Raw genomic sequence first — 12,917 nt, 5'->3', positions numbered from 1 at the left:
GATGAAGAAGAGCAAATTGACCGCGCTGTCGGCGGCGGCCCTGGCCGTGCTGCTGACCGGCTGCATGAACCTCGCGCCGTCGCATCAGCGGCCGGAGGCCCCGGTGTCGCCGCAGTGGCCGCAAGGCCCCGGTGCGGAAGCGCCGGGTGCGCAGGCGGCCGCCCAACTGCAGTGGCAGCAGTTCTTTGGCGATGCGCGGCTTCGCGAGCTGATCGCGCTGGCGCTGAAGAACAACCGCGACATGCGCATCGCGATGCTGAACGTCGATGTGGCGCGCGCCCAGGCCGGCGTCGCGGCGGCGAATCGCTGGCCCACGGTGAACCTCGGCGCGAATGCGTCCCGCGGTCCGACGACCACCAGCTCCGGCGATGTCCGCATCGTCAACAGCTACCAGGCCGGTCTGCAGATCAGCGCCTACGAGCTGGACCTGTTCGGCCGCCTGCGCAACAGCAGCGAGTCGGCCTTCGCCAGCTACCTGGCCAGTGCCGAAGCCGCACGCACCGCGCAGATCACGCTGGTGGCCGGCGTGGCGACGTCCTACCTGGCGGTGCAGGCGGATGAAGAGCTGCTGGCGCTGACTCGCCAGACCCTGGCCACCCGCGAAGACAGCCTCAAGCTGATGCAGCTGAAGTTCGACAACGGTGCCGCGTCCAACCTGGACCTGAGCACCGCCAAGTCGTCCTACGAAGCTGCTCGCGCCACGCTGGCGCAGTTGGAGCGCACCCGTCAGCAGGATCTGAACTCGTTGACGCTGCTGGTCGGACAGACGCTGCCGCAGGACCTCACCGCCGCGCAGCCGCTGGGGTCGCAGACCATGGGCGCGCTGCTCGCGGGACTGCCGTCGGAGGTGCTGGTGCAGCGTCCGGACGTCCGTCAGGCGGAGCAGCAGCTGGCGGCGGCGGAAGCCAACATCGGTGTGGCCCGTGCGGCGTTCTTCCCGAGCATTTCGCTGACCACCAGCGTGGGCACGGCCAGCAGCGCCTTGTCGGACCTGTTCAGTCGCACCGCCTGGAGCATCGCCGGATCGGCCCTCATGCCGATCTTCGATGCGGGCCGCAACCGCTCCAACCTCGAGGCCGCCAAGGCCAACCGGGAGATCGCGGTGGCGCAGTACGAGAAGGTGGTGCAGACCGCCTTCAAGGAAGTGGCCGATGCCCTGGCCGGCCGCGCCACGCTGGATGAGCAACTGCGCGCCCAGGACGCCCAGGCCGAGGCCGAGGCCACCCGGCTGCAACTGGTTGAGCTGACCTACCGCAACGGCGCGGCCTCCAGCCTCGACCTGCTGGACGCCCAACGCGCGACCTTCGCAGCACAGCAAAGCGCGTTGCAGGTGCGTCTGGCTCAACTCCAGAACCAGGTGCAGCTCTACAAGGTGCTGGGCGGCGGCGTGGATCCTGCGCAACGCCCGTCCTGACCCTGATGCCCATGTGGGCGGCGAATTCGATGCCTGACGGGGCCACCTCACGCTCCGTCATCTGACATCTCGAATGGCAAGGGCCACCCAGGCACCGACACGCGAAAGCGGTCGGTGCTTTTTTCATGGCGCAGCATCCCTCATGGATGAAGGTGGGGGGGCTGACTTTGGATAAGGGGTTTGCCCACTCGTTGATGTGGGTTCGACGGCGCTGACGTGCTGCCGCGCGCGAATGACGCGCAGTCCGGCGTGGGCACGCCGCGCGAGCGAGCCGGGCGCGCCTGACCTCCGCGGCGGCGGCGCAGCGATTACGGCGCCCCACGCGCGGGGCTCCACTACCGAAGCTGGTGGACTTTTGCCTCATTGATGTGTGGCGCCCTCCCAATTGATCTAGCTCAGACGGTGAGGCGATGCCTCTGACGTGGAAGAGACAACTTTGCATCATCGACGGCCTCACACCCACAGGCCAACGGCTCGACGCGATGTACTTTCCTTATCTCCACGGCATGCAGAAGGAGATCCTGGCCCTGCGCCAACTTGGTCCCACCTTGGCCCGGGAGGGCCAGGTGCAGCCGGTGATCGAGCCGGTTCGCCATGTGCTCGCTTCCTTGCGCCAGACCCTGCAGACCTGCGAATCCGCCGGCTTGCCGACCTGGCTGGTGGTGAACCCGATGAGCCAGGACTTCGACGATGTGGCGCCCTCGGTCGCCCTGGACTGGGGACGGCATCTGCTGGCCTCGCTGGGGCCGCGTCGGGCGCTGCGGCCGACCCTGTTGCTGCATCGGCGCATGACGCCCGAACTGGTTCGGCTGTTCGCTCAGTCCTTCGCTGGCCAGGCGGTGGGCGTGGTCATCGTGCCGGGCGCCTTGCCGATCGAGCCCATGCTGGAGCTGCTGCGTGCTGCGCAGCTCGAGCGGGTCTTCTTCAAGAACGAGCCGCCGTCTCATGCCACCCTCGGCATGATCGGGCCGGCCCGTTGCATCTGGGTGGAGAACCGCCCGGTGTCGATGCCCACGGAGCTGCGACGGGGATCGACCGATCCGCGCGTGGGTCGCCAGTTCTTCAGCGATTCGCTGGCCCACTTCCTGACGGCCGGCGGGCCGGGTTTTTCGGATCACACCAGCCTGCCGTCCCGGCCATCGGCCAGCGGGCCGTCGGGGGCCGACCATTTCCATCTGAGCTATTGCCAACGCCACGGTGCGGAGGCGGGCACGATGCGCATCGAATACTTTCTTGCCGATCGCACCAACGACCCGCCGGCGGAGGGCGAGCAGGAGCCGGTCGAGGCCGAGCCCCGCTTCTTCGGCGCCCTGCGCAAGCTGCGCCTGGCGGTGGAGCGCGAGGATGACTGCTTCGGCCCCACCCTCGGGCTTCAGCGCTTCCTGGCATGCCGGTGCGAGCCGCCGGCCCCGTCACCGGCGCTGATGCGGCAATGGCAGCTGATGCATCACCTGGAGCTGGTCAGCGGCGTGCTTTCCGGGCGCTATCCGCTACGCGGGTGATCCGGCGTCCCGCTCGGTGGGCGTCGCCGCCACTGCGGGAGCGGCGCTCAGGCGCACCGGCACGCCGCTCAGCACGGAGGTGCCGGACACCGGGTCGCGGGACTCCTCGTCCAGCAGCAGGTTCATGTTGACGCCGGGCTGGCGCGCGGCCACCTGCAACTGCGCTCCGGCCAGGTCATGGCCCCAGCCGTGCGGCAGGCTGACCACGCCCACCCGCAGGTCCGCACTGAGCTCCACCGGCGCCAGCAGACTGCCGCGCGCATTGCTCAATCGGGCGACCTGTCCGTCGGCCAAGCCGACGCGGGCCGCATCATCGGGATGGACCATCAGCGTGCAGCGTGCCTTGCCCTTGGCCAGCACCGGCAGGTTGTGCATCCAGCTGTTGTTGCTGCGGGTCTCGCGTCGACCGATCAGCAGCAGCTCATCGCCCAGGGGCCGCTGCAGCGCGGCGTCCACGTCGGCGAGATCGTCCAGCATCGGCTGCGGCGCCAGCTCGATGCGGCCGGACGCGGTGCGCAGCAGCTCGGGGATGCGCGGCGTCAGCTCGCCGAGGTCGATGCCGTGCGGTGCCGCTTTCACCCGCGCCAGGCTCAGCCCGTCGGGGCGGGCGCCGAAGCCGTCGCCATACGGTCCGCTGCGCAAGGCCAGGTCCAACCAGCGCGCCGGGCCGGCGCCGCCGTCGATGCGCTCGAACAGTGCCTCGGCCTGATCGCCGGCGTTGCGGCGCAGCTCGCTCATCAGTGCGGCGTCGTCCAGCGCTTGCAGGGCGGCGTCGCTGTCATGGGGTTGGCCCGCAACGATCGCCGTCAGTCGCAGCAGCGTGCGCCATTCCGCCTGCGGGCTGTCCTGGCCCGCCGGACCGGCCGGGTCGCCTTCATCGGGTGGCAGGACGGGGCCTGACCACCGCGCATGGTTGCGCCACGACAGTTGCGAGAACACCAGGTCGTAATGCCAGTCCTGCAGCGGCGATGGCGGCGGCAGGATCAGATGCGCATGGCGACTGGTTTCGTTGAGGTAGGGATCCAGGCTGATCATGAAGTCCAGCCCTTCCAGCGCCCGGGCGAGTCGCCCGCCGTTGGGAGCGGACAGCACGGGGTTGCAAGCGACGGTGATCAACGCGCGGACCTGGGCGTCGCCAGGCGTTTCGATCTCCTCGGCCAGGCAACTGAGGGGCAACTCGCCCATGATCTCCGGGGCTCGGCTGACGCGGCTGTGACGCCGTCCGATCGTCACCCCCTTGCCTTGTCCAGACCGTCCCATCGTGTTGGCGGCGAAGGCGGCGGCCTTCGGGAACATCAGGCCGCCGGGCGCATCGAGATGACCGGTCAGGATGTTCAGTACATCCACCAGCCAGCTGTTGAGCGTGCCGAAGCGCTGCGTGCAAGTACCGACCCGGCCGTAGAGCGCCGCACGTTCGGTGCCGGCCAGATCGCGGGCGAGTTGGCGCAGGGTGTCGGCACCGAGGCCGCAGTGCGAGGCGACACGTTCGGGCGGGTAGTCCCGTGCCAATGCCTGCAGCGTTTCCAGGCCCTGAAGGTGTTCGGCCAGTCGCCCCGGCTTCACCAAGCCTTCATCGAACAGGGTGTGGAGCATTCCCAGCAGCAGGAACACATCGCCGCCGGGCCGGATCGCATGGTGGGCGTCCGCGGCCTGCGCGGTCTCGGTGCGGCGCGGATCGATCACGATGATGCGCCCGCCGCGCGCGCGCATCGCCTTGGCCTTGCCACGGTAGTCGGGCACCGTCCACAGGCTGCCGTTGCTCACCATCGGATTGGCGCCGAGGATGATCAGCAGGTCGCTGCGCGGCAGGTCGGGCACCGGCACGCTGAGCCAGTGGCCGTACATCAGCCCGCAGGCGAGCTGCTTGGGCATCTGGTCCAGGGTGGAGGCGGAGAAGATGTTGCGGGTGCCCAGCGCCCGCACCAGGCCGGGGAAGTAGCTGAACAGCCCGATCTTGTGCGAGGCCGGATTACCGATGCTCACGGCCACCGCGTCCGCGCCATGGCGCTCGCGCAGCGCCGGCAAGCGCTGCTGGACCTCGGCAAAGGCGTCGTCCCAGCTGATCGGCGTGAAGCGGCCGTCCGCCTGCTTGCGCATGGGTTGACGCAGGCGGTCGGGATCCTCGTGCAGGTTCTTCAGCGCCACCCCCTTGGGGCAAAGGTAGCCTTGGCTGAACGGGTCCTGCGCCGCACCGCGGATGGCCACGACCTTGGGCCCCTGCGCGCTGCTGACGGTGTGGATCTCCAGGCCGCAGCAGGCTTCACAGAGGGGGCAGATGCGGTAGTGGACACGGTCGCCCTTGGCGCCAGCGTCCGCGCCGACGTCCGTTCCGATGTCGGCCTCGACGTTGGCCTCGGCAAGGGTGTCGCCGTTGGTGTGGGTGGTCATGCCGGTCTCCACGTCGTTCGTGATGTTGTGCGAACGATTGTGGGACGGCGGCGGATCGGCGGTCGTCATGTCGGCGACAGGCTGCATCAGCGGGGAGGCTAGAACCGACCGGCGCAGACCGCCGCTCCTGCGACATCGCGCCATCGAAGGCGCCGAGCCCATGCTGCTACATCTGCCGGAACAGATGGGTGTAGCTTTCGGCGACGATCAGGGCGTCGTCGCTTTCCTTGAGCTTGACCTGCATGCGCCCACGGAAATCGCGCGACACCCCGGCCACGGCGGCGGCGTTCACCAGCGTCGAGCGGTGGATCTGCCAGAACTGCTGCGGATCCAGCTCATCGACCAGCTCTTTCAGCGGCTTGCGGATCAGCGCCTCGCCCTGGCGGGTGGCGACGCGGGTGTATTTGCTGTCGGACTGGAAGTAGAGCACCTCGTCGACGGTGATGAGCTTGAGCGTCTGTCCGACCGAGGCATTGATCCAGCGCAGGAACTGCCGCGCCGGCGTGGCCGGTCCGCGCGCGCCCCACTGCGACAGCACCGCGCCCAGATCGACCGGCGGCCCGGCCAGCCGCTGCTTGACCCGGTTGATGGCGGTGAACAGGCGGGCCGGTTCCAGAGGTTTGAGGAGATAGTCGACCGCGCCTTCGTCGAAGGCGGAGACGGCGTAATGGTCATAGGCGGTAACGAACACCACATGGCTGCGGCCCTGCACCTGACGGGCGACGTCCAGGCCGGTTGCGCCGGGCATCTGGATGTCGAGGAACAGCACATCCGGTCGGCAGTCGTCGAGCAGCCGAAGCGCTTGAACGCCGTCCGCCGCCTCGCCGACGATGCTCAGTTCCGGCCAGAGCTGCTCCAGCCGTTCGATCAGTTCATGCCGCAGCGTGGCCTCGTCTTCGGCGACCACGGCGGTCGGCGCGGCACGTCCGGTCGAGGTGAGGGCGCCGGCGGACGGGGGCAGGGATCCAGGACCGTTCATGACGGCAACTCCAGCGTGAATTCGGTTTCGTCGGCTTGGCTGCGGCAATGCAAGCGCGCCGGACCGCCGGCCAGGCTGTCCAGCCGGTCCGACAGTGCCCGCAGCGCCTCGTCTTCGCGACAGAGTCCGCCGCGATCAAAGGCCAGCCGCAGCCGCAGACGGCGCGTGGCGTCGCGCTCCGCACTCAGCCGGGCGTGGCCTGGCAGGGGATGGGCATGGCGGAGCATCAGCTGCGCCAGCGGCAACAGCACCATCGGCGGGAGCGGCGCGCTGGACAGCTCCGGCGGCCAATGGAGTTCCAGCGTCAGCGCGCGCCGCTGACGTCCGGCGACCACGGCGAGGTAGCTGTCCAGCAGCATGGCTTCGGACTCCAGCGTGCCGCCCTGGTCACGCAGCCGCGGCAGCGCGACCCTGAGATGACGGATCAGCCGCTCCATCTGGCTCGACGCATCGGGCTCTGCGTTGGCATAAGCGTGTTCGATGTCGACCAGCGTGTCGAACAGGAACTGCGGCTCCACCTGCGCCTGTAATGCGGCCAGGCGCGAGGCCATGGCATGGCGCTGCAGCGCGCTCTGCGCCTGCAGCAGCTGCTGCAGTTGGGCCCGGGTCCGCCGCTGACGCAGCACCAGCTCGTACAAAGACACCGACAGCAGCGACGGCACGAACACCGACAGGCACTCGCCGATGAACACGGCCAGTTGTCCGCTCTCATAGCCGGCCTCACCCTTGCGGGCGCGGGCCAGGTCGGCCACGGAGGGCAGGTTCACCAGTGGCACCAATTGGACATACAGCCAGATGCCCAGGAACGAGCCGATCAGCGTGGCAGCCGCGAGCCGGGCCTGCCGCCACGGATGGTCCGGCGCGCTGCGGTTGGCCGGCAGCCAGGCCAGCATCAGCACCATGCCCACCAGCAGCGGTGTGAGCAACTGACGGGCGAGTGCCTGAGGCCAGCGCGGATCATCGAGCACATAGGCGATGGCGCCGAGGTCGATCAGGCCGTAGAACACCGCCATCAGCGCGAACCAGGTCAGTTCCTCGGCCCGCAGCGATCGCCATGATCGCCAGAGATGGCTCAGCGCGCCCTGCGGGGTGGGCAGCGCGGCGAGGTCGCCCACGGCGGCGCTCATGCGGCGATCTCCGGGGCGTGGGCGGGGCCTGCCGCGGCGGCCGCCGAGGCAGGCGCGCCGACCCGGCCCATCGTGCCGGGCGTCGCCTCCAACGGCGTCGGCATCCCTTGCGGGGCGATGGCGGGAATCCGCAGCCGCGCCACCACACCGCGCGGCTGGGCGGCCTCCAGCTCCAGCGCCGCCTGCGGGCCGTACATCGCGGCCAGTCGCGCGCGGGTATTGGCCAGGCCGACCCCGCTCCCCCCGCTGCCCACGAAGCCCTGGCCGTTGTCGCGCACCTCGATGCTGAGGGCGCCGTCCGGTTGGCGATCCACCTGGATGTCAATCCGACCGCCCTCCGGCAGCGGACCCAGCCCATGCTTGATCGCGTTCTCCACCAGCGTGGGCAGCACCATCGGGGGCAGGGGCGTGGCGTGCAGGTCGGCGTCGGCCGAGAGTTCGAACTGCAGCCGGTCGCCCATGCGCATCTGCAGGATGGTGAGGTAGCTGCGGGCGAGGTCCATCTCCTGGCCGAGGGTGGACACGCCTTGACGCATGCTGGGCAGGGCCGCGCGCAGGTAGGCGATCAGGCTCACCAGCATGTTCCGGCCGCGCTCGGGCGTCGTCTCATAGAGCCGCTTCACATTGGCCAGGGTGTTGAACAGGAAATGCGGCTCGATCTGCGCATTCAGGGCGGAGAGCTGGGCTTCGAGCTGCTGCGCCTGCAACTGGTCATGCTGGCGGGACAGGGCGACCAGCTCCGCCTGGGCGCGGCGCTCGGCCCGCATGGTCTGCATCACGCCGCTGGCGGTGGCGCCCAGCAGCAGCCAGAGCAGGGTGGTGGAGAGCATCCAGTCGCCATGCAGCGGCGCGGTCGGATCGCCGAGATTGGCCACCCAGTACCGCAGCAACGCGCCGATCAGCGCGCCCAGGGCGATCGCGCCGCCGCGAACGGCGATCGGCCACCGTGAGGTGGGCGAGGGCGCATGCCCGGGCCGCGCCAGCCAGGCCTCCGCCAGGGCGAGCAGCGCCAGCACGCTCAGGGCGGTGAGCATCGTCTGCCGGGTGAACTGCAGCCAGGACAGCAGCCAGCCGCCCAGGCTGTCGTCGTGGGTCATCCAGGTGAGGGAGCGGGCGCCGGCCATGGCCAGGCAGAAATAGAAGATCGCCGCGATCATGCGCAGGTTGAACAGCTGCAGCGCCGCCTCGCGCGGCGTGGGCGGGCGTGCGGGGACGACCGGAGGAGGCATGACCGAAGACATGGGCGGATTCTGTCGGCCCGCAGGCGGGTCTGCCAGGGGGAATGCGACGAAGTCGGGCGTGCGCGGACGAGTGCGGTCGGCGAGGGGCCGGCGGTGCGTCGCGGCATACTTCGATCCCATGAAGATCGACATCGGTGGCGGCGTTCGCCTGTTCGTGGATGTGGAAGGTCCGGGCCTGGTGCCCGACGGCCCGCGCATGCGGGAGAAGCCCACATTGATTTGCATGCATGGCGGCCCGGGTTTCGACCATTCCGCCTTCAAGCCGGCGTTCAGCCAGCTGGGCGATCTGGCGCAGATCGTCTATTACGACCACCGCGGACACGGCCGCAGCGATGCGCGCCCCTCCGACGAATGGACCCTGGACCACTGGGCGGACGACATCGTGCGGCTGTGTGATGCGCTGGGCATCGAGAAGCCCATCGTGCTGGGCCAGTCCTTCGGCGGCTTCGTGGCCCAACGCTACATTGCGCGGCATCCGGCGCATGCGTCCAAGGTCGTGCTGTCCAGCACCTCGCACCACATGGGCCTGGATCGCAAGCTGGCCGCCTTCGAGCGACGTGGCGGACCGCAGGCGCGTGCGCTGGCGGAGGCTTTCTGGAGCCGTCCGTCCAAGGCCACCTTCGAGGCCTACTGGGCGGGGGTGCGCCACCTCTACAACACCAAGCCGGCGGCGGACCCCGAGGCGGGCTCGCGCACGCTGATGAACCTGGACATCCTGCTGCACTTCGTGGCCGGCGAGAAACAGGACCTTGGCCTGCTGCAGGGCCTGGCCAAGGCGCAATGCCCGGTGTTGGTGATGGTGGGTGAGGACGACCCGGTCTGCCCGCTGGAAGATGCGCTGGACATCCACGCCGCCATTCCGGCGCAGTGGCGCCAGCTGGCGCGTTTCCCTGGCGTGGGCCACGGCGCCTGGCGGGACGATCCGGCGGCCGCCTTCCCGGTGCTGAGACGCTTCATCGCCGAGTAGGCGCGGCGCGTCGGCGGCAACAAGGGCTCGGGCGGTCAGGCGGTCAAGCGGTCAAGCCGCCATGCCGCTCAGGGTGTGGCGACGAGGGCCTTGAGGTCGCGTTCGGCGAGGGTGGCATCGCCGAGGTTGAGTTCGATCATCCGCCGCAGATGGGTGATGCTTTCGATGTCGATCCCGAGGCAGAGCAGTCCGGCGCGATCGCCGTGAACGTGGGCGATCTGAGCGGCCATGGTGATGCGGCCGTCGTGGGGTTGGAGCGGGAGATCGAGGAGGCAGAGGGCGCCGGCTTCGACGGCCTGGGGCGAGGGCAGCAGGAGCAGGGCGCCCTTGAGCGACAGGTCGAGCACCTGGACGGCGACGCGGGCGTCGACGGTCACGAGCTGGGCCTGCCCCGCAAATGCGATGCGGGAGAAGTGGCGGCGCTCATCGTTTCCGGAATCCGTCTTCATCACAACTTCCTTGCGTCGACGCCGATGAGTTCGGCCTCGTGACGATACCGCCGCCGACCGCCAAAAGGCGCGCCGTGCGCAGAAATCCCGCGAAACCGCGCCATAAATCCACCCCAAGCAGGGAATGAGCGCCCTCCCAACATGGCGGGTGAGGAAATGGGGCCGCCGGGCATCAGGCCCTGACATGCAGACAGCGCCCATCCCCAAAGCGCACGCAAGAAACAGAGGCCCCCAAGGGCCGACCTATCCAGCGGAGCAAGGAGATCCGGCTCTGCCGGGCTCCCTGCTCGCCCCCTGGGGGGCGCGCGTCAGCGCGTAGGGGGGGTCCTTTACAGCTCTGCGTAGATGGTGCTTTTTTCGATGGCCTGGTGCAGGCGCGAGGGCGCCAGCGGTTCCAGGCCCATCGTTTCCAGCAAGTACCACGAGGCCCGCAGCAAGGCGGAGGTGGCCTGTCGCAGGGCGGTGGATTCAGGTGAATCCTGGCGCGACAGCATGGCCTGCAGCTGTTTGGACTGCGCATGGCTGGGCACTTCGGGCACCGGCGGATTGGGATGGTGCTGGGCCACCCGGGCCAGCAACTGCTGAACCTCGGGGCCATGCTCGGGTGACTGGATCAGCCGGGCCAGGTCACCGAGCAGGCGCTCACCGGCGGCGGCCAGCAGTTGCGCGGAATGATCCGCGCCACCGGCCAGGTACAGGGCGGACGCCATGTCCAGATATTCCAGCGCTCGGGCCAGTCGGGGCAGATCACTCACTGCATGTCCTCCTTGACACACTCCACTCGTGCACTTGTGCGATGACGCCTGCCGGCATCGGGTGCCGGTCTATGGGTCGCTCCGGAGATCGCCCGGGCGGCGGCGTTTGCGCAGTGTATCGGGACGGCGCACCGCCCGGCGCGCCGTTTATCACGGCGCCGGCGTAGCATCGAGTTTGTCGCCCTGGCGCCGGCGCTGCCGATCATCGAGAGCCGATCGGCGCCCCGCTGCGGGCTGTCCCTTCAATCCGGAGATGAGCACGATGAGCATGAACCGCGACGACCACGGTCACCCCCACGACCGCCAGCGCCTGAGCGCGATGGCCGATCTGCCGTGCACCGAGGCCGCGACTGATCCGCTCGCCCGGCGTGCCGCGCTGGGACAGCTGGGCCGTTTCGCTGCCGCCGGCCTGGCGCTGCCGGTCGGCCTGGGCGCTGCCTGGCCGGCGCTGGCGCAGGATCCCAAGGAATCCAAGGAGCCGAAGGACGACGACGACACCTATGACCAGGATTCCGTCCTTCACGCGGCCACCGACTTTTTCGGCCAGACCACCGAGGGGCTGGCCAAGGTGATTGAGAAGGCGTTCAAGGAACAGGGCCGCCCGAATGCTTACATCAAGGGCCAGGAAGCCGGCGCGGCCATCACGATCGGCCTGCGCTACGGCGAGGGCAGTCTGGTCATGAAGCATGGCGGCACGGCCCAGGTGTTCTGGGCGGGACCGTCGGTGGGCTTCGACCTGGGGGCCAACGCGTCCAAGGTGTTCACCCTGGTCTACAAGCTGCCCAAGGCGTCGGCGATCTACCGCCGGTTCCCTGGCGTGGATGGCAGTCTCTATTACGTCGGCGGCGCCGGCATCAATTACCAGCGGGTGGACGGCATCACGCTGGCACCGATCCGGCTGGGCGTGGGTTTGCGCGCGGGTGCGAGCGTGGGCTATATCCACTACCGGCGGGAGAAGACGATCAATCCGTTCTGAGCTGGGTGGGAATCGTCCTGCTCGATGCGGGGGGGCAGGTCGTCGGTCCAGCGATTCGACGCGTTGGCCGGCGTCAGCCTCGAACGGCTGGTGAACGCGCGGCAGGGCGCTCCACGAGATCCGCAGGTCTGCCGTCTTTCGTCTGAGCTGAAGCCGTTGATCTCGGTCGAGGGGCCGTCTGGAACGTCATCAACAAGAAAAAGCCCAGCAATGCTGGGCTTTGGGCGCTTTCAGTAGAGGGGGTCTCAGGCACACATGCGCGGATCTCCGGCACGTTGCGTTGCCCTTGAGGACAGCTCGGAGACCTCTTCATCAAACTCACATTCGACGGTCACGAACCGGACGTCCCCCTCACACGGCGCCACGAGCGCAGCCAGGTTGGCACGCGATTCGTCCGCTGAGATCGGCTGAACCGAGGCTTTGAAAGCTTGCTTGTCGAAGCGCATGATCAGATTCTGATGTGGCGTTGCTGACAGTATGCCAGCAGCAGGTCCCATGACTTGCTGCCCGGCGCCACGTCAAATCGGGCGTCGTTGAGCGTGTCGCCGTGTATGAACCAGTCATCTTGGCCTTCCTGGCTGGCCATCAGATCAGAAATGCGAGCGCAACCCTTGTACTTTTGGGGCAAGCGACGCAACGTGGATGGGGGGATGTTTGTGTCAAATCCAAGCCTTGGCCAGACGTAATAGCCGGAATGTCGGTCCCGTGGGTGGCCTGTGGTCGCCATGACGTAATTGCCAGTCGCATCGAGTTCGATGGCATCAAATCCAAGCGCTTGGGCCGCACGTGCCTGAACCGTCAATGCTCGGGCACCGAAGCGGCGACCTCGGTAGTCGGGATTCACCTGGAAGACTTGGTTCCGGATGATCGTCTCGTCGCCACGTCGTTCGATGTGTCGAACCATGGCCATCACCACGTCGTTCTGCACGGTGATGGCGATGCCTCGAGGCGTCTTTGTCGCGATCAGTCTGCTCCAGGACGGGGCGCCGCTCAAGCGAATCAGAGCTTCTTCATCCAGGAACTCAAGCACCGCCTCGTCCGCTTGCACATGCACGAGGCTGGGGTCGAACCAAGTGCGAGATGTGTCATCGCGGTCATCCATAGACGAGCAGGCAGGGG

The 12,917-nt window shown here is 68.4% G+C and carries 12 protein-coding genes; 4 read left to right on the top strand and 8 right to left on the bottom strand.

What is annotated here, in order from left to right; all coding sequences use genetic code 11:
• The first annotated feature begins 1 nt into the window (after position 1).
• Positions 2 to 1,414 carry an efflux transporter outer membrane subunit gene (locus N4261_RS23035; RefSeq protein ID WP_261757576.1) on the top strand — a complete coding sequence of 471 codons (1,413 nt, stop codon included), beginning with the start codon at positions 2 to 4 and terminating at the stop codon, positions 1,412 to 1,414.
• 482 nt (positions 1,415 to 1,896) lie between these two features.
• Positions 1,897 to 2,916, top strand: coding sequence for a hypothetical protein (locus N4261_RS23030; RefSeq protein WP_261757575.1), 1,020 nt, complete (start codon positions 1,897 to 1,899; stop codon positions 2,914 to 2,916).
• Here N4261_RS23030 and N4261_RS23025 read toward each other — a convergent pair.
• The 4 genes from N4261_RS23025 to N4261_RS23010 all read right to left on the bottom strand — a co-directional run bounded on the left by N4261_RS23025 (position 2,905) and on the right by N4261_RS23010 (position 8,651).
• Positions 2,905 to 5,391 carry a molybdopterin-dependent oxidoreductase gene (locus N4261_RS23025; protein WP_261757574.1) on the bottom strand — a complete coding sequence of 829 codons (2,487 nt, stop codon included), beginning with the start codon at positions 5,389 to 5,391 and terminating at the stop codon, positions 2,905 to 2,907. The two genes, N4261_RS23030 and N4261_RS23025, sit on opposite strands and share 12 nt — an antisense overlap.
• 79 nt (positions 5,392 to 5,470) lie before the next feature.
• Positions 5,471 to 6,283 (bottom strand): LytR/AlgR family response regulator transcription factor, encoded by an 813-nt coding sequence (locus N4261_RS23020; RefSeq protein WP_261757573.1) that lies wholly within the window; start codon positions 6,281 to 6,283, stop codon positions 5,471 to 5,473.
• The gene (locus N4261_RS23015; protein WP_261757572.1) at positions 6,280 to 7,410 is read right to left on the bottom strand and encodes a histidine kinase; all 1,131 of its coding nucleotides are present in this window, start codon (positions 7,408 to 7,410) and stop codon (positions 6,280 to 6,282) included. Before N4261_RS23015 ends, N4261_RS23020 begins: the two co-directional genes overlap by 4 nt.
• A complete protein-coding gene (locus N4261_RS23010) occupies positions 7,407 to 8,651 on the bottom strand; it encodes a sensor histidine kinase (RefSeq protein ID WP_261757571.1) in 1,245 nt (414 codons plus the stop codon). Before N4261_RS23010 ends, N4261_RS23015 begins: the two co-directional genes overlap by 4 nt.
• A 118-nt stretch (positions 8,652 to 8,769) precedes the next feature.
• Here N4261_RS23010 and N4261_RS23005 point away from each other — a divergent pair, with 118 nt between their 5' ends.
• A complete protein-coding gene (locus N4261_RS23005; RefSeq protein WP_261757570.1) occupies positions 8,770 to 9,618 on the top strand; it encodes an alpha/beta fold hydrolase in 849 nt (282 codons plus the stop codon).
• A 68-nt stretch (positions 9,619 to 9,686) separates the two neighbouring features.
• On the opposite strand, the gene N4261_RS23000 is transcribed toward N4261_RS23005, so the two are convergent.
• Both N4261_RS23000 and N4261_RS22995 read right to left on the bottom strand, forming a co-directional pair.
• Positions 9,687 to 10,067, bottom strand: coding sequence for a PilZ domain-containing protein (locus N4261_RS23000; RefSeq protein WP_261757569.1), 381 nt, complete (start codon positions 10,065 to 10,067; stop codon positions 9,687 to 9,689).
• A gap of 329 nt (positions 10,068 to 10,396) precedes the next feature.
• A complete protein-coding gene (locus tag N4261_RS22995) occupies positions 10,397 to 10,822 on the bottom strand; it encodes a hypothetical protein (protein ID WP_261757568.1) in 426 nt (141 codons plus the stop codon).
• A gap of 253 nt (positions 10,823 to 11,075) precedes the next feature.
• On the opposite strand from N4261_RS22995, the gene N4261_RS22990 reads away from it, so the two are divergent.
• Positions 11,076 to 11,798 (top strand): DUF1134 domain-containing protein, encoded by a 723-nt coding sequence (locus N4261_RS22990; protein WP_261757567.1) that lies wholly within the window; start codon positions 11,076 to 11,078, stop codon positions 11,796 to 11,798.
• Between the two features lie 245 nt (positions 11,799 to 12,043).
• Here N4261_RS22990 and N4261_RS22985 read toward each other — a convergent pair whose 3' ends face one another.
• Together N4261_RS22985 and N4261_RS22980 are read right to left on the bottom strand one after the other, a co-directional pair.
• Complete coding sequence (locus tag N4261_RS22985; RefSeq protein ID WP_261757566.1) at positions 12,044 to 12,244, bottom strand: hypothetical protein; 201 nt, start codon at positions 12,242 to 12,244, stop codon at positions 12,044 to 12,046.
• 2 nt (positions 12,245 to 12,246) lie between these two features.
• Positions 12,247 to 12,900, bottom strand: coding sequence for a hypothetical protein (locus tag N4261_RS22980; protein ID WP_261757565.1), 654 nt, complete (start codon positions 12,898 to 12,900; stop codon positions 12,247 to 12,249).
• Positions 12,901 to 12,917: the final 17 nt, after the last annotated feature.

The organism is Roseateles amylovorans (assembly GCF_025398155.2).
GTDB lineage: Bacteria > Pseudomonadota > Gammaproteobacteria > Burkholderiales > Burkholderiaceae_C > Roseateles > Roseateles amylovorans.
This window is presented reverse-complemented; position numbering and strand designations above follow the sequence as displayed.

Bases quoted from the DNA above. Each gene is read 5' to 3' on its own strand.
- N4261_RS23005 (WP_261757570.1), top strand. From the start codon at position 8,770: ATGAAGATCGACATCGGTGGCGGCGTTCGCCTGTTCGTGGATGTGGAA.
- N4261_RS23030 (WP_261757575.1), top strand. From the start codon at position 1,897: ATGTACTTTCCTTATCTCCACGGCATGCAGAAGGAGATCCTGGCCCTG.
- N4261_RS23035 (WP_261757576.1), top strand. From the start codon at position 2: ATGAAGAAGAGCAAATTGACCGCGCTGTCGGCGGCGGCCCTGGCCGTG.
- N4261_RS23020 (WP_261757573.1), bottom strand. From the start codon at position 6,283: ATGAACGGTCCTGGATCCCTGCCCCCGTCCGCCGGCGCCCTCACCTCG.
- N4261_RS23010 (WP_261757571.1), bottom strand. From the start codon at position 8,651: ATGTCTTCGGTCATGCCTCCTCCGGTCGTCCCCGCACGCCCGCCCACG.
- N4261_RS22990 (WP_261757567.1), top strand. From the start codon at position 11,076: ATGAGCACGATGAGCATGAACCGCGACGACCACGGTCACCCCCACGAC.
- N4261_RS23000 (WP_261757569.1), bottom strand. From the start codon at position 10,067: ATGAAGACGGATTCCGGAAACGATGAGCGCCGCCACTTCTCCCGCATC.
- N4261_RS23015 (WP_261757572.1), bottom strand. From the start codon at position 7,410: ATGAGCGCCGCCGTGGGCGACCTCGCCGCGCTGCCCACCCCGCAGGGC.
- N4261_RS23025 (WP_261757574.1), bottom strand. From the start codon at position 5,391: ATGCAGCCTGTCGCCGACATGACGACCGCCGATCCGCCGCCGTCCCAC.
- N4261_RS22980 (WP_261757565.1), bottom strand. From the start codon at position 12,900: ATGGATGACCGCGATGACACATCTCGCACTTGGTTCGACCCCAGCCTC.
- N4261_RS22985 (WP_261757566.1), bottom strand. From the start codon at position 12,244: ATGCGCTTCGACAAGCAAGCTTTCAAAGCCTCGGTTCAGCCGATCTCA.